The following is a 26,250-nucleotide window of genomic DNA, read 5'->3' as shown; positions in this document are numbered from 1 at the left end:
GCCTGCGCGAGGTGCCGCGCCAGCACGGGCAGGGCGCGCGCGGGCGCCGGCGCGCGTTGCGCGGCGTGTTCGCGGCCGACCCGGCGCAGTGCGCCGGCCGGCCGGTGATCCTGGTCGACGACGTGCTCACCACCGGCGCCACGGCGCAGGCCTGCGCGCTGGCGCTGCGCCGCGCCGGGGCCGGGCCGGTGACGGTGCTGGTGGCGGCACGCACGCCGGCGCGGGGCGCGGCGCTGGCACAATAGCGATTGTTCCGCTGATCGCCCCGCCATGTTCCACGTCGTCCTCGTCTGCCCCGAAATCCCGCCCAACACCGGCAACGCCATCCGGCTGTGCGCCAATACCGGCGCGCAGCTGCACCTGGTGCGGCCGCTGGGCTTCGAGCTCGACGACACGCGCCTCAAGCGCGCCGGGCTCGACTATCACGAATGGCAGCCCATGCAGGTGCACGACACGCTGGAGGCGGCGCTGGCGGCCACCGGCGCGGCGCCCGAGCGCATTTTCGCCCTCACCACGCAGGGCGCGCGCGGCATCGTCGGCCTGGCCTTCGCGCCGGGCGACGTGTTCGTGTTCGGCCGCGAGACCGCCGGCCTGTCCGACGAGCACCTGGCGCACTTCGGCCCCGGCCAGCGCCTGCGCCTGCCCATGCTGCCGGGCCAGCGCAGCCTCAATCTCTCCAACGCGGTGGCCGTCACCGTGTTCGAGGCCTGGCGCCAGCAGGGCTACGCCGGCAGCGTCTGAGCCGCAGGACCGTCGCGCAAAAAAAAACCGCCCGGGAGGGCGGTTTTTTTCATGGCTGCGCGGGTTCAGTCGAGCGTGAGCTTGAGCCGCTCGATCACGGCGTCCAGCCGCGATTTCTCGTCGACGATGCGCTTGGTCAGGGCCTGCGGCGTGGACGGGGCGGGCGTGAAGTATTGCAGCGCGAGCTGCTTCTTCACGGCCTCGCTGTCGATGATGCGGGCCAGTTCGCTGTTGAGCCGCTCGATCACCGGCGTGGGCGTGCCGGCCGGCGCCAGGATGGCGTTCCAGGAGATCGATTCGAAGCCGGGGAAGCCCTGGGCCGCCATGGTCGGCACGCCGGGCAGCAGGGGGCTGGGCTCGAGGCTGGTCACGGCCAGCGCCTTGACCTTGCCGTCGCGCGCCTGCGGCATCGCGATGGCGGGTACCATGAAGCCGGCCTGCACGTCGCCGCCGATGATGGCCGAGATCACTTGCGGGAAGCCCTGGTAGGGGATGTGGGCCAGGTCGATCTTTGCGTCGCCCTTGAACATCTCCATCGCCAGGTGGGCCGAGCTGCCGGGGCCGACCGAGCCGTAGTTCAGCGCGCCGGCCTTGTCGCGCGCCAGCTTGACCAGGTCCTGCACGTTGGCGACCGGCAGGTTGCCCGGCACGGTCAGCACGTTGGGGCTGGTGGCCACCAGCGTGATGGGCGCGAGATCCTTGAGCGGGTCGTAGCCCAGCGTGCGCTTGTAGAGCGTGGGGGCGGTGACCAGCGGGCCGTTGATCGTGTAGAGCAGGGTGTAGCCGTCGGGCTTGGCCTGCGCCACCGCGCGGGTGCCGATGTTGCCGCCCGCGCCCGGCTTGTTGTCGACCACGATCGCCTGCTTGAGCGCCTGCGACAGCGGCTCGGCGATGGTGCGCGCCAGGATGTCGGGCGACGAGCCGGGCGGGAAGGGCACCACCAGGTGGATCGGACGGTCGGGCCAGTCGGCATGGGCCGCGGCCAGCGGCATCAGCACGGCGAACGGCGCGGCGGCCAGCGCGGCAGACAGCGCGGCGCCCGGACGGCGCAGGGGAAGGCGGGACATGACGGGTTCCTTTGGTGTGCGGTCGTGATTGTTGTCGTGGGCCGCGCGCGCTGCGCGGCCGGCGGGAATTTTAATCTTCCGCGGCTTCGGCGCGTGCATCGCGCGCCAGCAGGGCCGACACTGCCGTCATGGGCGCGACGCCCTCGAACAGCACGGCGCACACGGCCTCGGTGATGGGCAGCTCCACGCCCATGGCCTGGGCGCGGGCCAGCGCGGCGCGCGCGCAGCGCACGCCTTCGGCGGTCATGCCGCTGGCGAGGATGTCGTCGAGCTTGCGGCCGGCGCCGATCTCCAGGCCCACGCGCCGGTTGCGCGAGAGCTCGCCGGTGGCCGTGAGCACCAGGTCGCCCAGCCCGGTGAGGCCGGCGAAGGTGGCGGCCTGGGCGCCGAGCGCCACGCCGAAGCGGCTCATTTCGGCCAGGCCGCGCGTGATCAGCGCGGCGCGCGCGTTGGTGCCGAGGTCCAGGCCATCGGAGATGCCGCAGGCCACCGCGATCACGTTTTTCAACGCGCCGCCGACTTCCACGCCCACCACGTCGGTGCTGGCATAGACCCGCACGGCGCCGCCGTGCAGCGCGTCGGTGGCGGCCTGGCAGACGCCGGGGCGATGGCTCGCCACCGTGAGCGCCACGGGCAGGCCGCGCGCCACTTCGCGCGCGAACGACGGGCCGGACAGCACGCCGCCGGCCAGGGCCGGCAGGCCCGCCAGTGCGCCCGCCACGATCTCGTGGGGCAGGCGGGCGGTGTCGGCCTCGAAGCCCTTGCAGGTCCAGACGATGGGGGTGTCCTGCAGGCCGAGCGCGGGCAGGCGCGCGGCCAGTTCGGTGCAGATCGCGGTCAACCCGGCAACGGGGACCCCGAGAATGATGAGGGCGGGATCGGTGCCGGCCGCCAGGAACGCGAGCGTGCGTTCGAGGTCGGCGCCGATCTCCAGCCCGGCGGGCAGGGCCACGCCGGGCAGGTAGCGCTCGTTCTCGCGGGCGCGGGCCATGGCCTGCGCCTGCGAGGCATCGCGCGCCCACAGCTGGGTGGGGTGGCGGCGGCTGGCCGCGGCGGCCAGCGCGGTGCCCCAGCTGCCCGCGCCGAGAACGGCAACGCGCAGTCGGCGGGCGGCGATCGAGCTCATGGCAGCCTTACTGGCGCGTCGTGCCCGGGGGCAGGATGATGCCGGAATCGTTGCCGTTGGCGCCTTGTTGCTGCTGTTGCAGCTCGGCGATGCGCTGTTCGTACAGGGCCTGGAAGTTGACTTCGGCCAGGTGCAGGGCGGGCATCGAGGTGCGGGTGATCGCGTCGGCGATGTTGGCGCGCAGGTACGGATACAGCATGGTCGGGCACACGATGCCCAGCAGCGGATCCATCTGCTCTTCGGGGATGTTGGCCAGTTCGAAGATGCCGGCTTGCGTGCCTTCGACCAGGTACAGGACCTTGTCGTTGATGCGCGTCGTGACGGTCACGGTGACGGTGGATTCGAACACGGTGTCGGCCAGGCGCTGACCGCCGACGTTGATCGAGACCTCGACCTGGGGAGCCTCCTGCTCGAGGAACACGTGAGGCGCGTTGGGCATTTCCAGCGACAGGTCTTTCAGATAGACGCGCTGCAGATTGAACGAGGGCGCGTCCGAGCCCGCTTGCTGGTTGGTTTGGTCCTGGTCAGCCATGAGAATTTCCGGTGTGGGTGTTGATGCGGGAGGTTGGCGTGGGCGCGGGCGCCGTCAGCCGTTGAGCAGGGGCAGCAGGCCGCCGGAGCGGTCGAGCGCCTGCAGGTCGTCGCAACCGCCGACGTGCGTGTCGCCGATGAAAATCTGCGGCACGGTGCGGCGGCCCGTGCGCTCGATCATGATGTCACGCTGGGCCGCATCGCGGTCGATCTGGATCTTTTCCAGGTCGGTGACGCCGCGGTCGAGCAGCAGTTTTTCGGCACGAGAGCAGTAAGGACAATAGTCCTTGCTGTACATGACAACTTTCTTCATGAGGATCGCTCCGTCAGGGGAAACAGACGTGGCGCGGGCTCAGCCCTTTTGCGTCACGGGCAGGTTGGCCGCGTACCAGGCACGCATGCCACCTTCGAGAGTGTAGACGTCGGCAAAGCCCTGCGAACGCAGGCGCGCCGCGATGCGCGGGGCCGAGCGGCCCTGTTCGCACACCAGGATCAGCGGCTTGTTCTTGGGCAGGTTACCGGCCTTGGCTTCGAGGTCCTGGGCGGGCAGGCTGCGGGCCTGCGCGATGTGGCCGGCCTGGAACTGCTCGGCGGGACGCACGTCGACCCACACCGCCTGGCTCTTGTTCACGAGCTGGGTGGCGGCATTGATGTCGACGGCGTTGGCGCCGCGGCCCTTGCGCAGGCCGGGCAGGCACAGCATGACACCGGCGACCACGGCCACGGCGGCGATGAAGATATTGTTCTGGTCGAGCAAGAAGTGCAGCAGATCCACGGGGCATCCTGAAGTGCGGCCGGTCGGGCGGGGCGCCAACCCCGGTCGAGCGGGGTAAAAAGAGGCATGAAACCCGCCCAGGCCTGATGACGATGGCCCGGCGCCGAAAAGCGCGCCGGGAGGGCAAAGCCTGGGGCAAAATCGCTCAATTATAAAATGAGCTCATTGTTCAACTTCAACCCGCCCTTTTTGCGGCCGATACCATGCATAAACTTGTCCTGATGCGCCACGGCGAAAGCCAGTGGAACCTCGAAAACCGCTTCACCGGCTGGACCGACGTGGACCTCACGGAAACCGGCCGCGAGCAGGCCCGCAAGGCGGGTGAGTTGCTCAAGCAGGAAGGCTACGTCTTCGACCTCGCCTACACCTCGGTGCTCAAGCGCGCCATCCGCACCCTGTGGATCGCCCTGGACGCCATGGACGCCATGTATACCCCGGTGGGCGTGAACTGGCGCCTGAACGAGCGCCACTACGGCCAGCTTCAGGGCCTGAACAAGGCCGAGACGGCCGCCAAGTACGGCGACGAGCAGGTGCTGATCTGGCGCCGTGCCTACGCCATCGCGCCCGAGCCCCTCGATCTCGACGACCCGCGCCACCCGCGCTTCGACAGCCGCTACGCCAAGATCCCGGCCGAGCAACTGCCGGCCACCGAGTGCCTGCAGGACACCGTGGCGCGCGTGCTGCCGTTCTGGAACGAATCGATCGCCCCGGCCATCCGCGCCGGCCGCCGCGTGCTGATCGCCGCGCACGGCAACAGCCTGCGCGCCCTGATCAAGCACCTCGACGGCATCTCGGACGACGACATCGTCAACCTCAACATCCCGACCGGCCAGCCGCTCGTCTACGAACTGGACGATGACCTGCGCCCGATTCGCCACTATTATCTTGGCGATGCCGCCGAGATCGAGGCGGCAATGGCGGCCGTGGCCGCGCAGGGCAAGGCAAAGAAGGACTGATTCCATGCGGTTCGCGGCGGGTTTGCTGTTGTTGGGCTGTCTGGCGGGTACGCCGGCGGCCTGGGCGGTTTCGACGGATCTGGCCGGACGCCAGTCCGAGGCCGAACGGCAGCAGGCCGCGCTGCGCGACCGCATCGGATCGCTGCAGAAAGAGATCGACGAGCGCGAGGCCGCCCGCAAGGAAGCGGCCGACGCGCTCAAGACCTCGGAGTCGGCCATCTCGGCCATCAACCGGCGTCTGCGCGAACTCGGCGAGGCCTCGCACCAGGCCGACCTCGACATCGCCACGCTCGACAAGCAGATCACCGCCCAGAGCGCCGTGCTGGCCAAGCGCCGCACCGAGCTCTCCGAGCAGCTGCGCACCCAGTACACCAGCGGCCTGTCGCCCTGGACCGAGCTGCTGTCGGGCGGCGACCCGCAGCAGCTGGGCCGCAATCTCGGCTATCTCGATTACGTCTCGCGCGCCCGCGCGCAGGCCGTGACCGAGGTGCGCCAGGAGCTCGAGCGGCTGGCCAACCTGCAGGGCCGGGCCGACGCCCGCCGCGCCGAGGCGCGCCGGCTGGTCGAGGAAACCACCGAGCAGAAGGCCGCGCTGGTCACCCAGCAAAAAGAACGCGCCACCCTGCTCGCAAAGCTTGAGGGACAGATCAACGCCCAGCGCGCCGAGGCCAGCAAGCTCGGTCGCGACGACCAGCGCCTGTCGCGCCTGATCGGCGACCTGGACGTGGCCATCACCAAACAGGCCGAGGAAGAGGCGCGCCGCCGCGCCGCCGAGGAGGCCCGCCGCAAGGCCGAGGCCGCCCGCCGTGCCGAGGAAGCGCGCCGGGCCGAAGAGGCGCGCCGCGCGGAGGCCGCGCGCCAGGCGCAGGCCCAGCGCGACGCGCAGAAGCAGGCCGAGGCGCAACGCCGCGCCGCCCAGGACAAGGATCGGGCCGACCAGGCCCGCGACGCCGCGCGGGCGCGCGAGCAGGCCGAACAGGCCGCGCGCGGCCCGGTGGTGGTGGCCGATCCCGACGCCGCCGGCCTGCGGCCGGTGCCCGGCAGCTCGCACGGCCGTCTCACGGAACAGCCGCCTGCCCAGCCGCCCGCCCGCCGCGCTGAACCCGAACCCGAAAAGACGGTCCAACCCGAAACCCGCACGGCCGCGGCCGAACCCTCGGAGTCCGCGCGCCCGCTGGTCGGCGGCGGCAACGGCCTGCGCAAGGGCCTGCCGGCCCCGGTGCGCGGCAACGTGCAGGGCCGGTTCGGGGTCGACCGCCCCGACGGCGGCGTCTGGCGCGGCATCGTGCTGCGCGCCGCCGAGGGCACGCCGGTGAAGGCGGTGGCGCCCGGCACTGTGGTCTACTCGGAATGGTTGCGCGGATTCGGTAATCTCATCATCGTGGATCACGGCCAGCAATACCTGACGGTCTACGCTTATAACCAGTCGCTGCTCAAGCGGGTAGGCGACAGGGTGGCAACGGGCGATACTATTGCTACTGTTGGGGCTACGGGCGGTCAGGTCGAATCGGGCCTATACTTTGAAATTCGCCATCGCGGTGCTCCGGTGGATCCAGCCCAGTGGCTGGCCCTGTAGTTCCCGGTACAAAATCAGGATGTGTGCATGAGCACTCGCAAGTTTCGTGGTTTCGGTCTGGTGTCCATCGGCCTCGTCGCCGGTGTGTTGCTGAGCGTGGGCGTCACTGCCGTTGCGCAGCGCGGCAGTCCGCTGCCGCTCGACGAGCTGCGGCAGCTGAGCAACGTCTTCGCCGCCATCAAGAACAACTACGTCGAGCCCGTCGACGACAAGACGCTGATCTCCAATGCCATCTCCGGCATGGTGTCCAACCTCGACCCGCACTCGGCCTATCTCGATGCCGAAGCCTTCCGCGACATGCAGACCGCCACGCAGGGCGAGTTTGGCGGCCTGGGCATCGAAGTGGGCGCCGAGGATGGCTTCGTCAAGGTGATCTCGCCGATCGAAGACACCCCGGCCGCGCGTGCCGGCATCATGGCGGGCGACCTCGTCATCAAGATCGACGATACGCCCACCAAGGGCATGTCGCTCAACGACGCCGTCAAGCTCATGCGCGGCGCGCCGAAGTCGCCGATCACGCTCACCATCGTGCGCGCCGACCGGCCGGCGCCGCTGGTGATCAAGATCGTGCGCGACATCATCAAGGTGCGCAGCGTCCGCAGCAAGACCCTCGATGACGGCGTGGCCTATGTCCGCATCGCCCAGTTCCAGGAAAAGACCGGCTCCGACCTCGCGCGCCAGCTCAAGGAGCTCGGTGCCAAGGGCGCGCCCAAGGGCCTCGTCCTCGACCTGCGCAACGACCCGGGCGGCCTGCTGACCAGCGCCATCGGCGTGTCGGGCGCGTTCCTGCCCTCCGACGCCCTGGTGGTGTCGACCGACGGCCGCACCCCGGACTCGCGTCACAAGTACCTGGCCACCCCCTCGGAATACGCCCGCGGCGAAGGCAACTACCTGTCCGACCTGCCGGCCTGGACCAAGACCGTGCCGATGGTGGTGCTGGTCAACGTCGGCTCGGCCTCGGCGTCCGAGATCGTGGCCGGCGCGCTGCAGGACCACAAGCGCGCCAAGGTCATGGGCAACCGCACGTTCGGCAAGGGCTCGGTGCAGGTCATCCTGCCGCTGTCCGAGACCACGGCGGTCAAGCTCACCACCTCGCGCTACTTCACGCCCAACGGCCGCTCGATCCAGGCCACCGGCATCGTGCCCGACTACATCGTGGCCGACACCGCCAACGGCGACCTGTTCAACCTGCCGCGCGAAGCCGACCTGCAGCGTCACCTGGCAAACCAGCAGAGCCCCGACTCCGAAGTGAAGTCGGATCCGAGCGCGATCGAGCCGCCCACCGGCAAGGTCTTCGAGTTCGGCGGCAAGGACGACTTCCAGCTGCAACAGGCGCTCAACCTGCTCGCCGGCAAGCCGGTCCAGAAGGGCTCGGCACGCGCGCAGGCCAAGGCCGACATCAAGCCCAACGCCTCCGGCACCACGCAGCGCATGACGATCACGCCGTCCGGAGTCGAGCCCGCCAAGAGCAAATGAACGACCAGCAGTTACTGCGTTACGCGCGCCACATCCTGCTCGACGATCTGGGCATCGAAGGGCAGGAGCAACTCCTCGCGGCGCGTGTCCTGATCATCGGCGCGGGCGGCCTCGGCTGCCCCGCCGCGCTCTACCTGGCCACGGCCGGCACCGGCCACATCACGCTGGCCGACGACGACGCCGTCGAGCTGAGCAATCTGCAACGCCAGATCCTCCACACCACCGCCAGCCTGGGGCAACCCAAGGCCGAGTCCGGCCGCGACATGATCGCGCGCTTCAATCCCGACGTGACCGTCACCCCGCTGGTGGCCCGGCTCGAGGGCGAGGCGCTGCTGGCCGCGGTGCGCGACGCCGACGTCGTGCTCGACTGCTCCGACAACTTCGCCACCCGGCACGCCATCAACCGCGCCTGCGTCGCGGCGCGCAAGCCGCTGGTCTCCGGCGCGGCGATCCGCTACGACGGCCAGATCGGGGTCTACGACCTGCGCCACGACGACGCGCCCTGTTATCACTGCCTGTTTCCCGAGGCCGACGAGGCCGAGGAGCTGAGCTGCGCCACCACCGGCGTGTTCGCGCCGCTGGTCGGCATCATCGGCACCATGCAGGCCGCCGAGGCCATGAAGATCATCATGGGCCTGGGCCAGACCCTGTCCGGTCGCATGCTGCAGCTCGACGTGCGCAGCATGCAGTGGCACAGCGTCAACGTGCGGCGCGATCCCGGCTGCGACGTGTGCGGCCACCGCCACTGAGCGGCGCCCCGTCTTCCTGAGTGCAAGGCCGTGACGGTCTCGATACATCAAAAGTTATCAGATAACCTGAACAATGCTGCTATGATGCGGCGATGCTGACTCACTCGCTCACCCTCACCGACCGCGTCGCCGGCCGCATCGCCGAACAGATCGCCCAGGGCTTCTACGCCGTGGGCGCCAAGCTGCCGGCGGGGCGCGATCTGGCGCGCGAGTTCGGCGTGAGCGCCGCGGTGATCCGCGAGGCCACCGAGCGCCTGCGCGCCCAGGGCCTGGTCCGGAGCCGCCAGGGCTCGGGCTGCGTGGTGCTGGCCCGCACCACCCACCAGGGCTTCCAGGTGACGTTCGATACCGGCATGGACCGCGCCCAGCTGGCCGAGGTGATCGAGCTGCGCATGGAGCTCGAGGGCGGGGCCGCCGCGCTGGCCGCGCGCCGCCGCACGCCCGACGACCTGCAGGCCCTGCGCGGCGCGCTGGCCGAGCTCGGCCGCCATCTCGACGATCCCGAGCGCGGCGTCGAACACGATCTGGCCTTCCATCGCGCCATCGCGCAGGCCACCCACAACGCCTCCTACCGGCAGTTGCTGCAGTACCTGAATCTGCAGCTGCGCCAGGCCGTGCACACGGCCCGCAGCAACACCCAGCGCCAGCCCGGGCTGGCCGCCCGCGTGCACCAGGAGCACGAGGCCGTGCTCGCCGCCATCGAGGCCGGCGACGCCGACGCCGCGCGCCAGGCGGTGCGCCAGCATCTGCGCAACGCGGCGGCGCGCCTGCAGCTCGCGCCCGCCGGCGCCTGAGCGCGCCCCTCTCTTTCCCACTTTCGAACCCGCCAAGCACACCATGAGCAACACCGACATCTCCCACCCGTTGCGCGCCGCCCTCGGCCCCGACGTGGTCCTCACCGAGCCCGCCGACATCGAACCCTGGCTGGCCGACTGGCGCGGCATCTATCGCGGCCAGGCGCAGGCGGTCCTGCGTCCGCGCACCACGGCCGAAGTGGCGCAGGCGCTGGCGCTGTGCCAGGCGGCCGGCGTGCCGGTGGTGCCGCGCGGCGGCAACACGGGCCTGTGCGGCGGCGCCACGCCGGACGGCAGCACGGCCAACGTGGTGCTGAGCCTGGACCGCATGAACGCGGTGCGTTCGATCGACACCATCGCCAACACCCTGGTGGCCGAGGCCGGCTGCATCCTGGGCAATCTGCGCCGCGCCGCGCAGGACGCGGGCCGGCTGCTGCCGCTCAGCCTGGCCGCCGAAGACTCGAGCCAGATCGGCGGCAACCTCGCCACCAACGCCGGCGGCGTGAACGTGGTGCGCTACGGCATGGCGCGCGAGCTCGTGCTGGGCATCGAGGCGGTGCTGCCCACCGGCGAGATCTTCAACGGCCTGCGCACGCTGCGCAAAGACAATACCGGCTACGACCTCAAGCAGCTGCTGATCGGCTCCGAAGGCACGCTGGGCGTGATCACGGCGGTGGCGCTGCGCCTGTTCCCGCGCACCGACGTGCGCTCGGTGGTGCTGGCCGCGGTCGAGTCGCCGCGCCAGGCGCTCGAGCTCTACGAACTGCTGTTCCAGCGCTGCGGCGCGCGCCTGCAGGCCTACGAGTTCTTCACGGGCGAATGCGTGGACCTGGTGCTAACGCACGCGCAGGGCGTGCAGGAGCCGTTCGCGCAGCGCTATCCCGCCTATGTGCTGATGGAGCTGGCCGACACCACCGACGAAGCGGCGCTGAACGCGCTGCTCGAAACCGTGGTGGGCGAGGCGCTCGAGCGCGAGCTCTGCCTCGACGCCGCGGTGTCGGCCTCGCTGGGCCAGCTGCAGGCGCTGTGGAAGCTGCGCGAGGAGATCTCCGAGGCGCAGCGTGCCGACGGTCCGCATCTCAAGCACGACGTGTCGCTGCCGATCGAGCGCATCCCCGCGTTCATGGAGAGCGCCGAGGCGCGCCTGCGCGCCTTCAACGCCGACGTGCGGCCGTTCATCTTCGGCCACTTCGGCGACGGCAACCTGCACTACAACCTGTCGCGCCCGGCGGGCGCGCCGCGCGAGTGGGCCGCGCAGGAAGGCGCGGAGATCACCGACATCGTGCTCGACGAAGTTCACCGCTACGGCGGCAGCATCAGCGCCGAACACGGCATCGGCCAGCTCAAGCGCGATCACTTCCTGCACATCAAGGATCCGCTCGAGCTGCGCCTGATGCGCGAGATCAAGCGGGTGTTCGACCCGGCCGGCATCATGAATCCCGGCAAATTGCTGTAACGCGGCGATGGCATCCTGAACGCCGGGAGGCCCCAGCCGGCCTCCCGCGCACGCGCCGCCACCCAGAAGGGCGGCCGTGCCTGTCGGTCCGCGCGGCGCCGCCGCGCGGTGTCTGCACCCCTGGAAGAGAGTCGAGACAACATGCACGCCAACTACATCGGAGGCGCCTGGGTCGATGGCGTCGACGCCAAGCCCAACGTCAATCCCTCCAACCTGGCCGACGTGATCGGCCACTATGCCCAGGCCGATGCGGCGCAGGCGCAGCAGGCCATCGCGGCCGCGGTGGCCGCCTCGCAGGAATGGGCGCATGCCACCGGCCAGCGCCGTTTCGACGTGCTCGACGCCGTGGGCAGCGAGCTGCTGGCGCGCAAGGAAGAGCTGGGCCGCCTGCTGTCGCGCGAGGAGGGCAAGACCCTGCCCGAAGGCATCGGCGAGGTCACGCGCGCGGCCTACATCTTCAAGTTCTTCGCCGGCGAGGCGCTGCGGATCCAGGGCGAGAAGCTGCCGCAGACGCGGCCCAACGTGGACGCCGAGATCACGCGCGAGCCGGTCGGCGTGGTCGGCATCATCGCGCCGTGGAACTTCCCGATCGCGATCCCGGCCTGGAAGATCGCGCCGGCGCTGGCCTACGGCAACACCGTGGTGTTCAAGCCGGCCGACCTGGTGCCGGGCAGCGCGTGGGCGCTGTCGGAGATCCTGAGCCGCGCCGGTCTGCCCGCGGGCGCCTTCAACCTCGTGATGGGGCGCGGCACCGTGGTGGGCCAGGCGATCCTGGGCGACAAACGCGTGCAGGCGATCAGCTTCACCGGCTCGGTCGCGACCGGCCGCCGCGTGATCGAGGCCGCGATGAGCCGCATGGCCAAGGTGCAGCTCGAGATGGGCGGCAAGAATCCGCTGGTGGTGCTCGACGACGCCGATCTCAAGGTGGCGGTGGAGTGCGCGGTGAATGGCGCGTTCTTCTCGACCGGCCAGCGTTGCACGGCATCGAGCCGCCTGATCGTGCAGAAGGGCATCTACCCGCGCTTCGTCGACGCCGTGCAGCAGCGCCTCGCGGGCCTGAAGATCGACGACGCGCTGCGCTCCGGCACGGACATCGGCCCGGTGGTGGACCAGAGCCAGCTCGAACAGGACCTGGGCTACATCGCCATCGGCCGCGACGAGGGCGCCCGGCTGGTCACGGGCGGCGAGCGGGTCGAGCGCGACACCGAGGGCTATTACCTCACCCCGGCGCTGTTCGCCGACTGCAGCAACGACATGCGCATCAGCCGCGAAGAGATCTTCGGGCCGGTCGCCGCGGTGATCCCGGTCGACAGCTACGACGAGGCGCTGGCGCTCGCCAACGACACCGAGTTCGGCCTGTCGTCGGGCATCTGCACCACCTCGCTCAAGCATGCCACGCACTTCAAGCGCGAATCGCAGGCCGGCATGGTGATGGTGAACTGCCCGACCGCGGGCGTCGACTATCACGTGCCGTTCGGCGGCCGCAAGGGCTCGAGCTACGGCCCGCGCGAGCAGGGCCGCTACGCGGCGGAGTTCTACACCGCGGTGAAGACCGCCTACACCGCGACCTGACGCGCGCCGCCCGCACGCGCCGCAGCCGCTCGAAAAAACGCCTCCCGCCGGCGCGCGGCGGGAGGCGTTCGCAAACCGCGCGGACGGGTCAGGTGCGGTGGTAGACCTCGGCACCCTTCTTCACGAACTCCACGGCCTTTTCCTGCATGCCCTGCTGCAGCGCCTGCTGCTCCGACACGCCGAGCGTGGCGGCATATTCGCGCACGTCCTGCGTGATCTTCATGCTGCAGAAGTGCGGGCCGCACATCGAGCAGAAGTGCGCCACCTTCATCGAGTCCTTGGGCAGGGTCTCGTCGTGGAATTCGCGGGCGGTGTCCGGATCCAGGCCGAGGTTGAACTGGTCGTCCCAGCGGAACTCGAAGCGGGCCTTCGAGAGCGCGTTGTCGCGGATCGCCGCGCCCGGATGGCCCTTGGCGAGATCGGCCGCGTGGGCGGCGATCTTGTAGGTGATGATGCCGTCCTTCACGTCTTTCTTGTTGGGCAGGCCCAGGTGTTCCTTGGGCGTGACGTAGCAGAGCATCGCGGTGCCGTACCAGCCGATCAGCGCCGCGCCGATGCCCGAGGTGATGTGGTCATAGCCGGGCGCGATGTCGGTGGTGAGCGGGCCCAGCGTGTAGAACGGCGCCTCCTGGCAGTGTTCGAGCTGCAGCTCCATGTTTTCCTTGATCATCTGCATCGGCACGTGGCCGGGGCCTTCGATCATGACCTGCACGTCGTGCTTCCACGCCACCTGGGTCAGCTCGCCCAGCGTCTTGAGCTCGGCGAACTGGGCCTCGTCGTTGGCGTCGTAGCCGGAGCCGGGCCGCAGGCCGTCGCCGAGCGAGAAGCTCACGTCGTAGGCCTTCATGATTTCGCAGATCTCGTCGAAGCGCTCGTACAGGAAGCTCTCCTTGTGATGCGCCAGACACCACTTGGCCATGATCGAGCCGCCGCGCGACACGATGCCCGTCATGCGGTCGGCCGTCATCGGAATGAAGGGCAGGCGCACGCCGGCGTGGATGGTGAAGTAGTCCACGCCCTGTTCGGCCTGCTCGATCAGCGTGTCGCGGAAGATCTCCCAGTTGAGTTCCTCGGCCTTGCCGTCGACCTTTTCGAGCGCCTGGTAGATCGGCACGGTGCCGATCGGCACCGGCGAGTTGCGGATGATCCACTCGCGCGTCTCGTGGATGTGCTTGCCGGTGGAGAGGTCCATCACGGTGTCGCCGCCCCAGCGGATCGCCCAGGTCATCTTCTCGACTTCCTCGCCGATGCCCGAGCTCACGGCCGAGTTGCCGATGTTGGCGTTGATCTTCACCAGGAAGTTGCGGCCGATGATCATCGGCTCGATCTCGGGGTGATTGATGTTGGCCGGGATGATGGCGCGGCCGCGCGCGATCTCGTCGCGCACGAACTCGGGCGTGATGCTGCCGGGCAGGGCGGCGCCGAACGACTGGCCGGGATGCTGGCGCAGCAGGCGGCGCGCCAGCTTCTCGCCATCGGGGCCGCTGGCGCGCAGCGTTTCGATGTAGTGCTCGCGGCGGAGGTTTTCGCGGATCGCCACGTATTCCATTTCGGGCGTGACGATGCCGCGGCGCGCATAGTGCATCTGCGTGACGTTGGCGCCGGGCTTGGCGCGGCGCGGCGGGCGGCGCAGGTCGAAGCGCATGGCCGTGAGCTTGGGATCGGCGAGACGGGCCTGGCCGTACTCGCTGGTCGGGCCGTCGAGCAGGTCGATGTCGCCGCGCTCGTCGATCCAGGCACGGCGCAGCTCGGGCAGGCCGGCGCGGATGTCGATGCGCACGCTCGGGTCGGTGTAGGGGCCGCTGGTGTCGTAGACGGTCAGCGGCGGGTTCTTTTCGCCGCCGAACATCGTCGGCGTGTCGTCCTGGCTGATCTCGCGAAACGGGACGCGGATGTCGGGGCGGCTGCCGGTTTGATAGATCTTGCGGGATTGCGGCAACGGGGCCACGGCGGCCGCGTCGACTTCGGCCGTGGCGGCCAGGAACTTGGGATTGGCGTTCATGGAAAGCTCCAAGAGAAGATCTGGAGCCGAATGGGGAGATTCCGCGTAGCGGCGCGCGCCGCGGCGATGCCGGCGGGCCATGACGGAAAGCGCTCCCAGCATCGGCATTATCCGTACTGGTACGAAGGGACTCTCTCAACACGCGACCCGATCCCGGATCGCGAGTACCCCTGCGAAGCCGCAGTATAGGCGGGTTTCGGCCGCAACGCCGTATTGGCTCTTTACATCTGGAAGCAGTCCGCACTATCAGGGGACAGTCCAGCCCTGTACACTTTTTTGTAACGCCGGGACCGAATGATCATTCGATGGTCCCGGCCAATTCGTCTGCAACTCCAATGAAGGAATTTCGATCATGCAACTGACTCTGCGCAAATTCGCCCCCGCCGTGGCGGTCATGGCTCTGGTGCTGGCGGGTTGTACGACGCCTTCCAAGACCGGCGACAAGGCGGCCAAGCCCGCCGACACGGCGCAGGCCGCCACGCCGGCTGCCGCATCCGTGGTCGAGTTCTACATCGCCCAGACCCAGCCCGGCGCCGGCCTTGCCGAAGTCAAGGTTCCCGATGGCTCGCTCTACATGGAGCGCCAGCCCGTCCTGACCCGCGCCGACCTGAGCGAAGCCGCCGCGCTGGTGGACCGCCAGGGCCAGAATTTCGTCGGCCTGCGCTTCAACGAAAGCGGCGCCCGCAAGCTCAATGACGTGAGCGGCAAGAACGTCGGCAAGATGCTGGTGCTCGTGATCGATCGCGAACTCGTCACCGCCCCGCGCATCGCCGAGCCGCTGAACCGCGGCGTGCTGGCCTTCAGCGTGAGCTCGCCGCAAGCCGCCGAAGCCATCGCCGCCAAGATCCGCGGCGAAGCGCCGCAACCCGCCGGCGCTCAGGCCCCGGCACCGGGCATGAAGGCCCCTGGCGGCCGTGCCGCCGAGCCGTCGAACTCGCCCAACCAATAAGCATCACGCCGCAAAACGAAAAGCCCCCGCGAGGGGGCTTTTTGCATGGGCGCGAAGGATGTCAGCGCGCGGGGTTGCGGCGCTTGCCGCGCGCTGGGCCGGGCGGCTCCAGCCCGCGTGCCAGCGCACCCAGCACGGTGTCGAGCAAGGCCTGATGTTCGGCGCTGAGCGCGTGGAACTGGGCCGCGGTGAGGCTGCGGAAGGGCCAGGCCGCACGGCTGGCGGGCAGGGGCGGCTCCATCAGGGTATGGGGCGAAACGCGCTCGCGCACGGCCATGTCGCCCACGCCGGTCTCCAGCCAGTCGGGATCCACATCGAGGGCCTGCGCAAGCCGACGCCCGGATCGGCTGGTCTGGCGCTGTCCGCTCTCGTAGCTGCCGATGGCGCTCTGCGACACGCCGCTGACCCGGGCGAGGTCATGCTGCGTAAAGCCGCGCAGTTGGCGTGCGTGTTTCAGTCGGTCTGAAAAGGTCTTCACCCCAGGATTGGAGCCTGGTTCACTATTACAGTGGTGATATTGGATATCACATAGGTAATAATTGGTGTTGCGCGGTGCAGCGCGGTGCTTCAGATGCGCAATCGCCGCTGGCGCCACCGCGGGCCGTCGCACCGTGCGCGTCTGCCTGCGCGCCGCAGGCGTCGCCCCGCGAGCCTTGCGCATCGGTCCCACGATACGCACGCGCGCGGTCCGCGCCCATCGGCCCCTGTCCCGTCTCCACCCTTGCCACGCGAGCCCGACACGATGCAAGACCCATCCGACGATTTCGCGCCGTTGGTGCTGCACCTGCCTTGCGGCGTGCCGGCGGCCGCCACGCTCTCTCTCGAAGACAATCTGCGACGTTCGGGCTGGCGCGTGCGCGGCCACGCCGAGCGCGTGCTGTCGCCCGAGGCGGTGCGCGCCATCGCCCCCGACATGCTGCTGCTGAGCGGCGATGCGCGCCAGGGCGATGCCCTCATCCTGCAATTGCGGCGGCTGTGCGAGATCCCGCTCTCGGCGGCGTGCATCGTGCTGCTGAACGGCGCCACCCCGTTCCTGCGCATCCAGATGCTGCGCGCCGGCGCCGACATCTGTTGCGCGCTCGACGAATCGCCCGAGTGGATGGCGGCCGAGCTGATCGCGATGTTCGAGCGGCGCCGGGCGACCTCGCCCGCCGGGCCGCCGCGCCGGTGGCGCCTGTGTTCCTCGAGCCGCTATCTGTTCGGGCCGCAGGGCGAGCGCCTGCCGCTCACGCCGGGCGAGGGGCTCTTCATCGGCCGCCTGCTGGCCGCGCCCAATCAACGCCTGCCGCGCGTGGGCGGGCCGGGCGGCTCGCGCGGCGACGACGTCACGGTGGCGCGCCTGCGCGGCAAGGCGCGGCTGCACGGCATCGACCTGCCCGTGTGCGCGGTGCGGCGCTGGGGCTATCTGTTCATCGATGAGGCATGAGGCGGGCCGGTGCCGTCGCGTGGCGGCGGGATGGCCGCGCCAGATCGTGCAGGCAGGCGCGGCAGGAAGGCGATGCGGACGGACGGTGCGGGCGGGCGGCGCGGCATCACGCCAGGCCGCCCGCCTGCCGCGTTCAGAGGATCACGAGGTTGTCGCGATGCACCAGCTCGGGATCGGTCATGCTGCCGAGGATGGTGGCGATCTGCGAGGACGGCTGGCGCATGATGCGGCGCGTGTCGGCGGCCGAGTAGTTCACCAGCCCGCGCGCGCATTCGCGGCCGTCGGCATCGATGCAGGCCACCACGTCGCCGCGCTCGAACTCGCCTTCCACGGCCGTCACGCCGATCGGCAGCAGGCTCTTGCCTTCGCGCATCAGCGCGCGCACGGCGCCTTCGTCCAGCGTTACGCGGCCGCGCAGGCGCAGGTGATCGGCCAGCCATTGCTTGCGCGCCGACCAGACCGGCAGCACGGCCTGCAGCTCGGTGCCGATGCACTCGCCGGCCGACAGGCGGTTGAGCACGTTGCGCTCGCGGCCCGAGGCGATGACCGTGTGCGCGCCGCTGTGGGCCGCGCGCTTGGCCGCGAGGATCTTGGTGAGCATGCCGCCGGTGCCGACGCCGCTGCCGGCGCCGCCGGCCATGGCCTCGAGCGCGGCGTCGCCCGCCTGCGCGTGCGCCACGAACTTCGCGTCGGGCTGCTTGCGCGGGTCGGCTTCGTAGAGGCCGCGCTGGTCGGTCAGGATGATGAGCGTGTCGGCTTCGATCAGGTTGGTGACGAGCGCGCCGAGCGTGTCGTTGTCGCCGAAGCGGATCTCGTCGGTCACCACCGTGTCGTTTTCATTGACGATCGGCACCACGCCCATGCGCAGCAGCGCAAACAGGGTGGAGCGGGCATTCAGGTAACGATGGCGGTCGGCCAGGTCTTCGTGCGTGAGCAGGATCTGCGCGGTGCGCAGCCCGAACTCCGCGAAGGCGGCCTCGTAGGCCTGGCACAGGCCCATCTGGCCCACGGCCGCGGCGGCCTGCAGCTCGTGCATGACCGACGGGCGCTTGCGCCAGCCGAGCCGGGCCATGCCTTCGGCGATGGCGCCGCTGGACACCAGCACGACCTGCTTGCCCTGCTTGTGCAGGGCGGCGATCTGCGCGGCCCAGTGGGCAACGGCGGCGCGGTCCAGGCCGCGGCCTTCATTGGTGACGAGGGAGGATCCGACCTTGGCCACCAGGCGCTGGGCCTGGGCAACGACGGACACGTTTTCGGATTGGGCAGTCATGGCGATGACCGGGCGTAGCGGGTTCGAAGATGCCGCCCCGGGGGCAGAGCCTGCGGGCGGCGCGGCGACGGATTGCGATTATGGCTTATTCGTCACCGCCACGCGGCGCGGCGGGCGCGTCGCGGGTCGTATCGAAACGCGGGTCTTCGTGCACGTAGGTGCCTTCGGCCTGGTCCTGGGCGATCAGGTCTTTCTGCTTCTCGGCGTCGAGGTAGTCCTGCAGGGCCCAGATCAGGTCCTGCGTGCCGTCGCCGCTGATGGCGGCGATCGAGAACACCGGGCCGGTCCAGCCGAACTGCTCGCAGAAGCGCGTGCGGGCCGCTTCCGGGTCCTGCACCATGTCGAGCTTGTTGAGCACCAGCCAGCGCGGCTTGTCGGCCAGCTCCGGGTCGTAGCGGCGCAGTTCTTCGACGATGGCGCGCGCGCCTTCGACGGCGGCGTCGATCGGATCGGTGTCGGGATCCTGGCTCGAGATGTCGACCAAGTGCAGCAGCACGCGGGTGCGGGCCAGGTGGCGCAGGAACAGATGGCCCAGGCCGGCGCCTTCGGAGGCGCCTTCGATCAGGCCGGGGATGTCGGCGACCACGAAGCTGCGCGACGGCGAGGTGCGCACCACGCCCAGGTTGGGATGCAGCGTGGTGAAGGGGTAGTCGGCGATCTTCGGGCGTGCGTTGGAGATGCGGCTGATGAGCGTGGACTTGCCCGCGTTGGGCAGGCCCAGCAGGCCCACGTCGGCCAGCACCTTGAGCTCCATGCGCAGCTTGCGCTGTTCGCCTTCCTTGCCCGGCGTCCACTGGCGCGGGGCGCGGTTGGTGCTCGACTTGAAATGCAGGTTGCCCATGCCGCCCTGGCCGCCGGCGGCCAGCGTCACCTGCTGGTCGTGGTGGTCGAGGTCGAACAGCACTTCGCCGGTCTCGGCGTCGTGCACGACGGTGCCGACCGGCACGCGCAGCGTGATGTCGGGCGCGGCCGCGCCGTATTGGTCGGAGCCGCGGCCGTTTTCGCCGTTCTTGGCGCGATGCAGGCGGGCGTAGCGGAAATCGATCAGCGTGTTGATGTTGCGATCGGCCACCGCGTAGATGCTGCCGCCGCGGCCGCCATCGCCGCCGTCGGGGCCGCCGCGGGGGATGAATTTCTCGCGGCGAAAGCTCGCCACGCCATTACCGCCTTTGCCGGCGACGACCTCGATGGTGGCTTCGTCTACGAATTTCATGGTGCGTGTCTGTTCAAGGAGCGAGCCCGCAGCGCCAGGCGCCGGGGCGGCGCGCATCGAAAGAGGCGCGCGAAGAAACTTGGGGGAAGGCGGGCCGGCAGCGCCAGGGGCGCCGGGCAGGGCCCGCCATTCCGAACATTCTGCCTGAAAACAAAAAGCCCCGCCGCGTGCGGCAGGGCTTTGTGCCGATGCGAATCGCTTCCGATTACTCGGAGACGACCGACACGATGGCCTTGTTCAGGGCACCCTTGGTGCCGAACTCGACCTTGCCGTCGGCCAGCGCGAACAGGGTGTGATCCTTGCCCACGCCGACGTTCACGCCGGGGTGAAAGCGGGTGCCGCGCTGACGCACGATGATGCCACCCGCCGAGATTTGTTGGCCGCCATAAACCTTGACGCCCAGTCGCTTCGATTCCGAATCGCGACCGTTACGCGTAGAGCCGCCGCCCTTTTTCTGTGCCATGTTTAGCTCCTAAAAACCTCGATCCTCAAGCCGTGATGGCTTCGATGCGGATCTCGGTGTAGTTCTGACGGTGGCCCTGACGCTTCTGATAGTGCTTGCGACGGCGCATCTTGAAGATCTTGACCTTGTCGTGCCGGCCATGCGCAAGAACCGTAGCCTTGACCAGGGCGCCAGCGACGAGAGGCGTACCAACTTTCAGTTGGTCGCCTTCGCCCACGGACAGCACTTGGTCCAGGGTGATTTCTTGCCCGATGTCAGCAGGTATCTGTTCTACCTTGAGTTTTTCGCCAGCGGCAACGCGATACTGCTTGCCACCGGTTTTTACGACCGCGTACATGGGATATATCCTTGGAAAGATGTGAGGCGAACCGGGTTGGGATCGGCGCGGGCGGCGTGCCTGCGAGAGGCCTGCCATCGTTGCTTTTTCCGGGAAGACCCGCCCCGGATTTCGGGGGGAGCCAGCGCCGTGCCGAGGAAAAACATCGGGACGGCGGCAAGCGTGAATTCGCCACTTGCTTTTTTCGACGAGAAAGTCGAATCCGGGATTCTAGCCCGGGCCTGTGGAGAAGTCAAAAAGGTGTTGCAGGTAAAGGGCTTAGGTGTCGCGTCGACGTCACGTCGGGGGTGGCGCGAGCCCCGCGCGTCCGGGCCGCCCGCCAGCGCCCGGACGCCCTCGCACGGCGCTGCCACGGGCGGCGAACGCTGCCCGCCCCTCAGGGCGCCGGGGGCTCCTCGGCCGTGGCGCGCAGCGCGATCTGGCGCGCGGCGGCGATCAGCCCGGCCCGCACCGCGTCGGCATGGCGCGGGTCGAGCCGGTCGGCCGGCAGCGAGGTGCTGACCGCCACCCGCCGGCCGAGCGGGGTGCGGCCCACGTAGGCGGCGTAGCAGGTCAGGCCCGCGCTCACCTCCTCCAGGTCCAGCGCGAAGCCGGTGCGGCGCGCCGTCGCCAGCTCCGCCAGCAGGCGCGCCGGGTCGGTGATGGTGCGATCGGTGATGGCGGGCAGGGGGGAGGGCAGGCGGGCCAGCACCTCGGCGTCGCTCAGGCTGGCCAGCAGGGCCTTGCCCAGCGCGCAGGCGTGCGCCGGCAGCCGCGAGCCGGGATCGGTCACGAGCCGCACCGGCCGGCGCGCATCCTCGCGCGCCAGGTAGGCCACGTCGGCGCCGTCCAGCATCGCCAGCTGCATCACCTCGTTGTGGCGCGCCACGAAGTCGGCCGCCGCGTCGCGGAAGGCCGGCTCCAGATTGTCGTGCCGCAGATAGGCCGACCCCAGGCTGAGCAGGGTCAGGCCGATCACATAGCCGTCGCCGGCGCGCTCGATCCAGCGGCGCGCCTCCAGGGTCTCGAGCAGCAGATAGAGCGAGCTGCGCGGCATGCCGCTGTCGCGCGCCAGCTCGGCGGCACGCATGGGCGCGCCGCGTTCGGATAGCCGGCTCAGCAGCGCATGGGCGCGGGCGAGCGCGGGGACTTCGTAGGCGGGTTTGTCTGCGCTCACGGGCGTTGTCCAACATATTGGAATGACTGCCATTGTATTGGACGGCGCGGCGTGGCCGCTCCTAGACTCATTGCATCCTCTTCACCCCTCCCGCCGGCCGCGCAGACGGCCGCGCCCACCCCTACCGAGCATGCGGAGACCGACCATGTCCTACGATGATTTCGCCCTGGATCCCGAACGCGATCTGCCCGAAGACCTGCAGCAGGCCACGCTGGTGGGCCGGGTCTGGCGCGGCGGGCCGGTGCCGGGACCGGCGGTCGTGGCGGTGCGGCGTGGCGAGGTCATCGACATCAGCGCGGTGGCGCCCACGATCGCCGACCTGCTCGAGCGTCCCGACCGCGTGGCCGTGGCGCGCGAGGCGGCAGGCCCCTCGCTGGGCGCCGTCCAGGCCTTGCTGCAGCGCTCGGGCGAGCCCGGCCAGCCGCGCCTGCTGGCGCCGTGCGACCTGCAGCCCGTGAAGGCGGCCGGCGTCACCTTCGCGGTCAGCCTGCTCGAGCGCCTGATCGAGGAGCAGGCCGGCGGCGACGCCAGCCAGGCCGAGACCATCCGCCAGCGCCTGCACGAACTGATCGGCACCGACCTGTCGCAGCTGGTGCCCGGCTCGCCCCAGGCCATGGCGCTCAAGGCCGAATTGCAGGCGCGCGGGCAGTGGTCGCAATACCTCGAAGTGGGAATCGGGCCCGATGCGGAGGTGTTTTCCAAGAGCCCGCCGATGTCCTCGGTGGGATCCGGCGCCTGGATCGGGCTGCATCCGGTCTCCGAGTGGAACAACCCGGAGCCGGAGATCGTGCTGGCGGTGAACGCCAGCGGCGAGGTGGCGGGCGCCACGCTGGGCAATGACGTGAACCTGCGCGACGTCGAAGGGCGCAGCGCGCTGCTGCTGACCAAGGCCAAGGACAACAACGGCTCCTGCGCCATCGGCCCCTTCATCCGCCTGTTCGACGCCCATTTCACGCTGGACGACGTGCGCCACGCCGACGTGTCGCTGCGCATCGAAGGCGAGGACGGCTTCGTGATCGACGGCGTGAGCCACATGGCCGAGATCAGCCGCGACCCGCTCGACCTGGTGCGCCAGACCTGCGGCCCGCACCACCAGTATCCCGACGGCTTCATGCTGTTCCTGGGCACGATGTTCTCGCCGACCCAGGACCGCGCGGGCCCGGGCAGCGGCTTCACCCACCGGGAAGGCGACGTGGTGCGCATCGGCTCGCCGCGCCTGGGCGCGCTGGTCAACCGGGTGGGGCGTTCGGACCGCATTGCGCCCTGGACCTTCGGGGTGCGCGCGCTCTACGCCAACCTGCGCGCCCGCGGGCTGTAACACCTGCGGCGGCCCGGCGGGGGGCAGGGCGGGCGCAACACGTATAATTCGGCCGACCCCGGCTTGGCGGCGCAGTCTGCCGGCCTGTGTAACGAGCCGCGGGGTCGGCTCGCCCATTTCCCCCGGAAGCGCTTTGAATCTCTCTGAGCTGATCGCCCCCATTGCCGACGACATGAAGGCTGTCGACGCGGTTATCCGCGAGCGCCTGAACTCCGAGGTCGTGCTCATTCGAACCATCGGTGACTACATCATCGGCGCGGGCGGCAAGCGCATGCGGCCGGCCATGGTGCTCATGGTGGCGCGCGCGCTCGGTTACCAGGGCACGCATCACCAGCTGCTGGCGGCCGTGGTGGAGTTCATCCACACCGCCACGCTGCTGCACGACGACGTGGTCGACGAATCCGACCTGCGCCGCGGCCGCGACACCGCCAACGCGGTGTTCGGCAACGCCGCCAGCGTGCTGGTGGGCGATTACCTGTATTCGCGCTCGTTCGAGATGATGGTCGAGGCCGACTCGATGCGCATCATGCAGATCCTGTCGCAGGCGACCACGGTGATCGCCGAGGGCGAGGTGCTGCAACTGCTCAACGTGCACGATCCCGAGGTGTCGCAGGAGCGCTACCTCCAGGTGGTGCGCTACAAGACCGCCAAGCTGTTCGAGGCCGCCGCCCAGGTGGGCGCGGTCCTGGCGGGCGCCACGCCCGAGCAGGAAGAGGCCGCCGCGGCCTATGGCCGCCACATCGGCACCGCCTTCCAGCTGATCGACGACGTGCTCGACTACAGCGGCGACGCCGGTGCGCTCGGCAAGAACGTCGGCGACGACCTGCGCGAGGGCAAGCCCACGCTGCCGCTCATCCGCGTGATGGAAGTCGGCACGCCCGAGCAGCAGCAACTGATCCGCGACGCCATCACCACCGGTGACGCCGATTTCGCCGCGGTGGCCCAGGCCATCCAGCAAACCGACGCCCTGGAGCACGCGCGCCAGGCCGCCGAAGCCGAGGCGCAACGGGCCCGCGATGCGCTGTCGATCTTCCCCATTTCCACTTTTCAAAATTCTCTGTTAGAATTCTGCGCTTTCGCGGTAAACAGAGATCGATAAGAAATTTTCGGCCTTTGCGGTGCAGTAAAAAGCACAGCGAAAAAGCGCGAAGCCGGTGAGTCGCAAGACCGCGGTCAGCGTTGGCTGTAAAGCAGTAGCAACACAGTAGTAGAGAATCGGGGCGTAGCTCAGTCTGGTAGAGTACTGCGTTCGGGACGCAGGAGTCGGAGGTTCGAATCCTCTCGCCCCGACCACTCACTTTGTGGTTGAATTCATGACGGTGTTCCCGAAACACCATCAGCAATGAGCCGGTATCGCGCAAGCGTGCCGGCTTTTTTGTTTTGCGCGCGGCGCCTGCTGCAAGAGAGGGTGCGCGCAACAGCGGGGCCAAGGATTCAGGGCGCCTCGGCCGTCCAGTCTTCGAGGCGCAGGCCGGGCACGCCGTGGGAACGTCAGCCGGTCCCGCGCGTCCAGTCTTCGAGCCGGAGTTCGGGCACGCGAGCGAACTCACGCGTGTTGTTCGTGACCAGGATCAGCCCGCAGGCAAGCGCGTGCCCGGCGATCATGGCGTCGTAGAAGCCGATAGGGGTGCCGGCGCGCGCCAGATGACCCCGCAGCTGACCGGTGCGAACCGCGGCCGGCTGGTCGTAGTCCAGGATGTCGACGCGGGCGAGAAAGCCTTCCATCGCCAGCCGGCTGCGCAGGGGCGCGTTCGACTTCTGCACGCCATAGGCCAGCTCCATGAAGGTCACGGTACTCACACACAAAACGCTGCTGTGCCTCTCGTAGGCGCGCCGCACGCCCTCGCGCGTGCGGTTGATCGCGTGGATGCAGATGTTGGTGTCGAGCATGTACTTCAGCGGTTGGGGATTTTCCTCGGCGGAAGCGGGCTCTGGTCGCGCTCGGTCGGGAAGTCCACGTCGTCGCCGAGGCTCTTGAACCACTCCTCCCACGAATCTTCGATGGGCACGAGCACGCGGGTTCGGCCGACCACGCGGACCTCGACGCGGGTGACGCCGCGCGGGAGTGCCGCGGCGCGGGGCAGGCGTATCAGCTGGCAGTGCCGGCGTTTCATGACGGTGGTCTTGATCATGGGATCCTCCTTGCAAGGTGCGATCGGAATCTATCATCCGGGTCTCCGCGAGGCGCGCATCGAGCGATACGCCTGATCCGATTCTGATCCTGCCGCCCGCGCGCGGCGGCTGCGGTGAACGCTTGCGCGCTACGGGGGTGTCACGCAGGGCCGGAAACGGCCCGTGCGGGCTCAGGCGGTCGCCAGCGGGATCTGCCCCTTCAGTTCGTCCAGGATCGCCGCCAGCGCCTCTTCCGGGCCGGGGCCGCGCACCTCGTCGCGCACGCGCCGGATCAGGTTGATCGGCGGCAGGTTCCAGCCCCAGTCCCAGTGCACCGCGCCGATGCGGCCGCGCGCGGCGAGTTCGTGGGCGATCTCCTGCGGCACCACGGACACCAGCGAGGGGTCGCCGCCCAGCAGGCCCTCGATCACGTCGGTGGAGTAGGCCTCCACGATCGGGTGCGGCGGGATCACGCCGTGGCGGATGAAGTGTTCGGCGATGAGCTGGCGCGTGGGCGTCTTGGCCTCGGGCAGGACCCAGCGCAGCGCGGCGGCGCCGGCCCAGTCGGGCGCGCGGGCCGACAGCCGGCGCGCGAGCTGGCGATGCGCGATGAGGCTGGGACGCTGGTGATAGAGCGTCTCGTGGGTCAGTCCGTCGAGTTCGATCAGGGCCGAGACGCGGCCGATCATGCAATCGAGCTCGTGCCGGCGCAGCATGGGCAGCAGGTGGTCGGTGGTGGCGCGGTGCAGCGTGACCGTGATGCCGTGGCGCGCATGCAGCTGCGCGATCGCCGACGACAGCAGCACGCTCGACACATAGGGCACGGCGCCCACGTGCAGGTGGGCGGCATGGCCGCCCTGCAAGGCCTGCGCCTCGCGCGACCACAGCGCCAGATCGTTGAGCATGCGGCGCGCGCGGCTGATGGCCAGCTCGCCCAGCGGCGTGGGCTGCAGGCCCCGGCCGGTGCGCAGGAACAGCGGCGCGCCGAAGATGTCTTCGATCTCGAGCAGGGCCTTGGTGGCGGCCGGCTGGCTCACGCCGGCCTGCGCGGCCACGCGCGTGAGCGAGCCGTGCCGGGCGATGGCGAGCAGCAGTTCGAGGTGGCGGTGCTTGAGACGGCGCAGGAGATTGGGCGCGGCGGCGGTCATGGCGCTATTCCGGATTGGTTATGCAGCTATTCGAATA

At 69.5% G+C, this 26,250-nt stretch carries 28 protein-coding genes and 1 tRNA gene; 14 read left to right on the top strand and 15 right to left on the bottom strand.

Annotated features, from left to right (window positions below):
• On the top strand, window positions 1-245 hold a 245-nt coding region (locus CEG14_RS24195), incomplete at its 5' end, for a ComF family protein (RefSeq protein ID WP_373454227.1).
• A 25-nt stretch (window positions 246-270) separates the two neighbouring features.
• Window positions 271-741, top strand: a complete 471-nt coding sequence (locus tag CEG14_RS24190) for a tRNA (cytidine(34)-2'-O)-methyltransferase (RefSeq protein ID WP_094828951.1) — start codon at window positions 271-273, stop codon at window positions 739-741.
• Window positions 742-806: 65 nt separating this feature from the next.
• On the opposite strand, the gene CEG14_RS24185 is transcribed toward CEG14_RS24190, so the two are convergent.
• From CEG14_RS24185 to CEG14_RS24165, 5 genes are all read right to left on the bottom strand, one after another.
• Window positions 807-1,733, bottom strand: a complete 927-nt coding sequence (locus tag CEG14_RS24185; RefSeq protein WP_255032101.1) for a Bug family tripartite tricarboxylate transporter substrate binding protein — start codon at window positions 1,731-1,733, stop codon at window positions 807-809.
• 145 nt (window positions 1,734-1,878) lie between these two features.
• A complete protein-coding gene (locus CEG14_RS24180) occupies window positions 1,879-2,934 on the bottom strand; it encodes an NAD(P)H-dependent glycerol-3-phosphate dehydrogenase (protein ID WP_094828949.1) in 1,056 nt (351 codons plus the stop codon).
• Window positions 2,935-2,941: 7 nt separating this feature from the next.
• The gene (gene secB, locus CEG14_RS24175) at window positions 2,942-3,466 is read right to left on the bottom strand and encodes a protein-export chaperone SecB (RefSeq protein WP_094828948.1); all 525 of its coding nucleotides are present in this window, start codon (window positions 3,464-3,466) and stop codon (window positions 2,942-2,944) included.
• Between the two features lie 54 nt (window positions 3,467-3,520).
• Window positions 3,521-3,778 (bottom strand): glutaredoxin 3, encoded by a 258-nt coding sequence (grxC, locus tag CEG14_RS24170; RefSeq protein ID WP_094828947.1) that lies wholly within the window; start codon window positions 3,776-3,778, stop codon window positions 3,521-3,523.
• Between the two features lie 39 nt (window positions 3,779-3,817).
• The gene (locus CEG14_RS24165) at window positions 3,818-4,240 is read right to left on the bottom strand and encodes a rhodanese-like domain-containing protein (RefSeq protein WP_176461331.1); all 423 of its coding nucleotides are present in this window, start codon (window positions 4,238-4,240) and stop codon (window positions 3,818-3,820) included.
• Window positions 4,241-4,443: 203 nt separating this feature from the next.
• Here CEG14_RS24165 and gpmA point away from each other — a divergent pair, with 203 nt between their 5' ends.
• From gpmA to CEG14_RS24130, 7 genes are all read left to right on the top strand, one after another.
• A complete protein-coding gene (gene gpmA, locus CEG14_RS24160) occupies window positions 4,444-5,196 on the top strand; it encodes a 2,3-diphosphoglycerate-dependent phosphoglycerate mutase (protein WP_094828946.1) in 753 nt (250 codons plus the stop codon).
• A 4-nt stretch (window positions 5,197-5,200) separates the two neighbouring features.
• Complete coding sequence (locus tag CEG14_RS24155; protein WP_094828945.1) at window positions 5,201-6,772, top strand: murein hydrolase activator EnvC family protein; 1,572 nt, start codon at window positions 5,201-5,203, stop codon at window positions 6,770-6,772.
• Between the two features lie 27 nt (window positions 6,773-6,799).
• Window positions 6,800-8,248: a S41 family peptidase gene (locus CEG14_RS24150; RefSeq protein ID WP_094828944.1), complete on the top strand. Its 1,449-nt coding sequence runs from the start codon at window positions 6,800-6,802 to the stop codon at window positions 8,246-8,248.
• A complete protein-coding gene (locus CEG14_RS24145; protein ID WP_094828943.1) occupies window positions 8,245-8,997 on the top strand; it encodes a HesA/MoeB/ThiF family protein in 753 nt (250 codons plus the stop codon). The genes CEG14_RS24150 and CEG14_RS24145 overlap by 4 nt, the downstream gene beginning before the upstream one ends.
• Window positions 8,998-9,089: 92 nt before the next feature.
• Window positions 9,090-9,791 (top strand): FadR/GntR family transcriptional regulator, encoded by a 702-nt coding sequence (locus CEG14_RS24140; RefSeq protein WP_094828942.1) that lies wholly within the window; start codon window positions 9,090-9,092, stop codon window positions 9,789-9,791.
• A 43-nt stretch (window positions 9,792-9,834) separates the two neighbouring features.
• Entirely contained in the window at window positions 9,835-11,247 is a 1,413-nt protein-coding gene (locus tag CEG14_RS24135) for an FAD-binding oxidoreductase (protein ID WP_094828941.1), read from the top strand.
• Window positions 11,248-11,388: 141 nt separating this feature from the next.
• A complete protein-coding gene (locus CEG14_RS24130; RefSeq protein WP_094828940.1) occupies window positions 11,389-12,819 on the top strand; it encodes an aldehyde dehydrogenase family protein in 1,431 nt (476 codons plus the stop codon).
• An 88-nt stretch (window positions 12,820-12,907) separates the two neighbouring features.
• On the opposite strand, the gene thiC is transcribed toward CEG14_RS24130, so the two are convergent.
• Window positions 12,908-14,821, bottom strand: coding sequence for a phosphomethylpyrimidine synthase ThiC (gene thiC / locus CEG14_RS24125; protein WP_094828939.1), 1,914 nt, complete (start codon window positions 14,819-14,821; stop codon window positions 12,908-12,910).
• 352 nt (window positions 14,822-15,173) lie between these two features.
• Between thiC and CEG14_RS24120 the strand changes: the two genes are divergently transcribed.
• Complete coding sequence (locus CEG14_RS24120; protein WP_094828938.1) at window positions 15,174-15,770, top strand: SecDF P1 head subdomain-containing protein; 597 nt, start codon at window positions 15,174-15,176, stop codon at window positions 15,768-15,770.
• A 61-nt stretch (window positions 15,771-15,831) separates the two neighbouring features.
• On the opposite strand, the gene CEG14_RS24115 is transcribed toward CEG14_RS24120, so the two are convergent.
• Window positions 15,832-16,248 carry a helix-turn-helix domain-containing protein gene (locus tag CEG14_RS24115; RefSeq protein WP_256985983.1) on the bottom strand — a complete coding sequence of 139 codons (417 nt, stop codon included), beginning with the start codon at window positions 16,246-16,248 and terminating at the stop codon, window positions 15,832-15,834.
• 264 nt (window positions 16,249-16,512) lie between these two features.
• Here CEG14_RS24115 and CEG14_RS24110 point away from each other — a divergent pair, with 264 nt between their 5' ends.
• Window positions 16,513-17,196 (top strand): response regulator transcription factor, encoded by a 684-nt coding sequence (locus tag CEG14_RS24110; protein ID WP_094828937.1) that lies wholly within the window; start codon window positions 16,513-16,515, stop codon window positions 17,194-17,196.
• Between the two features lie 133 nt (window positions 17,197-17,329).
• Here the strand turns inward: CEG14_RS24110 and proB are convergent, their stop codons facing one another.
• The 5 genes from proB to CEG14_RS24085 all read right to left on the bottom strand — a co-directional run bounded on the left by proB (window position 17,330) and on the right by CEG14_RS24085 (window position 21,668).
• Window positions 17,330-18,466, bottom strand: coding sequence for a glutamate 5-kinase (gene proB / locus CEG14_RS24105; protein ID WP_094828936.1), 1,137 nt, complete (start codon window positions 18,464-18,466; stop codon window positions 17,330-17,332).
• Between the two features lie 85 nt (window positions 18,467-18,551).
• A complete protein-coding gene (gene obgE, locus CEG14_RS24100; protein WP_094828935.1) occupies window positions 18,552-19,679 on the bottom strand; it encodes a GTPase ObgE in 1,128 nt (375 codons plus the stop codon).
• Window positions 19,680-19,884: 205 nt separating this feature from the next.
• Window positions 19,885-20,142 (bottom strand): 50S ribosomal protein L27, encoded by a 258-nt coding sequence (gene rpmA, locus CEG14_RS24095; protein WP_094828934.1) that lies wholly within the window; start codon window positions 20,140-20,142, stop codon window positions 19,885-19,887.
• A 25-nt stretch (window positions 20,143-20,167) separates the two neighbouring features.
• Entirely contained in the window at window positions 20,168-20,479 is a 312-nt protein-coding gene (rplU, locus tag CEG14_RS24090) for a 50S ribosomal protein L21 (protein WP_094828933.1), read from the bottom strand.
• Window positions 20,480-20,855: 376 nt separating this feature from the next.
• Entirely contained in the window at window positions 20,856-21,668 is an 813-nt protein-coding gene (locus CEG14_RS24085) for an IclR family transcriptional regulator (protein WP_094828932.1), read from the bottom strand.
• Between the two features lie 112 nt (window positions 21,669-21,780).
• On the opposite strand from CEG14_RS24085, the gene CEG14_RS24080 reads away from it, so the two are divergent.
• The 3 genes from CEG14_RS24080 (at window position 21,781) to CEG14_RS24070 (ending at window position 24,246) form a co-directional block, all read left to right on the top strand.
• Window positions 21,781-22,953: a fumarylacetoacetate hydrolase family protein gene (locus tag CEG14_RS24080; RefSeq protein WP_094828931.1), complete on the top strand. Its 1,173-nt coding sequence runs from the start codon at window positions 21,781-21,783 to the stop codon at window positions 22,951-22,953.
• 133 nt (window positions 22,954-23,086) lie between these two features.
• Window positions 23,087-24,052, top strand: a complete 966-nt coding sequence (gene ispB, locus CEG14_RS24075) for an octaprenyl diphosphate synthase (protein WP_094828930.1) — start codon at window positions 23,087-23,089, stop codon at window positions 24,050-24,052.
• 117 nt (window positions 24,053-24,169) lie between these two features.
• A tRNA-Pro gene (locus CEG14_RS24070) sits at window positions 24,170-24,246 on the top strand.
• A gap of 198 nt (window positions 24,247-24,444) precedes the next feature.
• Here the strand turns inward: CEG14_RS24070 and vapC are convergent.
• The 3 genes from vapC to CEG14_RS24055 form a co-directional block, all read right to left on the bottom strand.
• The gene (vapC, locus tag CEG14_RS24065; protein WP_094828929.1) at window positions 24,445-24,843 is read right to left on the bottom strand and encodes a type II toxin-antitoxin system tRNA(fMet)-specific endonuclease VapC; all 399 of its coding nucleotides are present in this window, start codon (window positions 24,841-24,843) and stop codon (window positions 24,445-24,447) included.
• 5 nt (window positions 24,844-24,848) lie between these two features.
• On the bottom strand, window positions 24,849-25,085 hold the full coding sequence (gene vapB / locus CEG14_RS24060) for a type II toxin-antitoxin system VapB family antitoxin (RefSeq protein WP_094828928.1): 237 nt from the start codon (window positions 25,083-25,085) through the stop codon (window positions 24,849-24,851).
• A gap of 171 nt (window positions 25,086-25,256) precedes the next feature.
• Entirely contained in the window at window positions 25,257-26,213 is a 957-nt protein-coding gene (locus CEG14_RS24055; protein ID WP_094828927.1) for a LysR family transcriptional regulator, read from the bottom strand.
• Between the last annotated feature and the right edge of the window lie 37 nt (window positions 26,214-26,250).

The organism is Bordetella genomosp. 1, from assembly GCF_002261335.1.
Classification (GTDB): domain Bacteria; phylum Pseudomonadota; class Gammaproteobacteria; order Burkholderiales; family Burkholderiaceae_B; genus Bordetella.
The sequence above is the reverse complement of the archived record's forward strand: the minus strand, read 5'-3'. Positions and strand labels throughout refer to the sequence as shown.

Coding starts and splice junctions, on each gene's coding strand:
- CEG14_RS24190 (WP_094828951.1), top strand. CDS start 271: ATGTTCCACGTCGTCCTCGTCTGCCCCGAAATCCCGCCCAACACCGGC.
- CEG14_RS24140 (WP_094828942.1), top strand. CDS start 9,090: ATGCTGACTCACTCGCTCACCCTCACCGACCGCGTCGCCGGCCGCATC.
- obgE (WP_094828935.1), bottom strand. CDS start 19,679: ATGAAATTCGTAGACGAAGCCACCATCGAGGTCGTCGCCGGCAAAGGC.
- CEG14_RS24155 (WP_094828945.1), top strand. CDS start 5,201: ATGCGGTTCGCGGCGGGTTTGCTGTTGTTGGGCTGTCTGGCGGGTACG.
- rpmA (WP_094828934.1), bottom strand. CDS start 20,142: ATGGCACAGAAAAAGGGCGGCGGCTCTACGCGTAACGGTCGCGATTCG.
- vapB (WP_094828928.1), bottom strand. CDS start 25,085: ATGATCAAGACCACCGTCATGAAACGCCGGCACTGCCAGCTGATACGC.
- CEG14_RS24145 (WP_094828943.1), top strand. CDS start 8,245: ATGAACGACCAGCAGTTACTGCGTTACGCGCGCCACATCCTGCTCGAC.
- CEG14_RS24080 (WP_094828931.1), top strand. CDS start 21,781: ATGTCCTACGATGATTTCGCCCTGGATCCCGAACGCGATCTGCCCGAA.
- rplU (WP_094828933.1), bottom strand. CDS start 20,479: ATGTACGCGGTCGTAAAAACCGGTGGCAAGCAGTATCGCGTTGCCGCT.
- proB (WP_094828936.1), bottom strand. CDS start 18,466: ATGACTGCCCAATCCGAAAACGTGTCCGTCGTTGCCCAGGCCCAGCGC.
- secB (WP_094828948.1), bottom strand. CDS start 3,466: ATGGCTGACCAGGACCAAACCAACCAGCAAGCGGGCTCGGACGCGCCC.
- CEG14_RS24150 (WP_094828944.1), top strand. CDS start 6,800: ATGAGCACTCGCAAGTTTCGTGGTTTCGGTCTGGTGTCCATCGGCCTC.
- CEG14_RS24135 (WP_094828941.1), top strand. CDS start 9,835: ATGAGCAACACCGACATCTCCCACCCGTTGCGCGCCGCCCTCGGCCCC.
- CEG14_RS24085 (WP_094828932.1), bottom strand. CDS start 21,668: ATGGCAGTCATTCCAATATGTTGGACAACGCCCGTGAGCGCAGACAAA.
- gpmA (WP_094828946.1), top strand. CDS start 4,444: ATGCATAAACTTGTCCTGATGCGCCACGGCGAAAGCCAGTGGAACCTC.
- CEG14_RS24180 (WP_094828949.1), bottom strand. CDS start 2,934: ATGAGCTCGATCGCCGCCCGCCGACTGCGCGTTGCCGTTCTCGGCGCG.
- grxC (WP_094828947.1), bottom strand. CDS start 3,778: ATGAAGAAAGTTGTCATGTACAGCAAGGACTATTGTCCTTACTGCTCT.
- CEG14_RS24120 (WP_094828938.1), top strand. CDS start 15,174: ATGCAACTGACTCTGCGCAAATTCGCCCCCGCCGTGGCGGTCATGGCT.
- CEG14_RS24185 (WP_255032101.1), bottom strand. CDS start 1,733: ATGCCGCTGGCCGCGGCCCATGCCGACTGGCCCGACCGTCCGATCCAC.
- CEG14_RS24110 (WP_094828937.1), top strand. CDS start 16,513: ATGCAAGACCCATCCGACGATTTCGCGCCGTTGGTGCTGCACCTGCCT.
- vapC (WP_094828929.1), bottom strand. CDS start 24,843: ATGCTCGACACCAACATCTGCATCCACGCGATCAACCGCACGCGCGAG.
- CEG14_RS24130 (WP_094828940.1), top strand. CDS start 11,389: ATGCACGCCAACTACATCGGAGGCGCCTGGGTCGATGGCGTCGACGCC.
- thiC (WP_094828939.1), bottom strand. CDS start 14,821: ATGAACGCCAATCCCAAGTTCCTGGCCGCCACGGCCGAAGTCGACGCG.
- CEG14_RS24055 (WP_094828927.1), bottom strand. CDS start 26,213: ATGACCGCCGCCGCGCCCAATCTCCTGCGCCGTCTCAAGCACCGCCAC.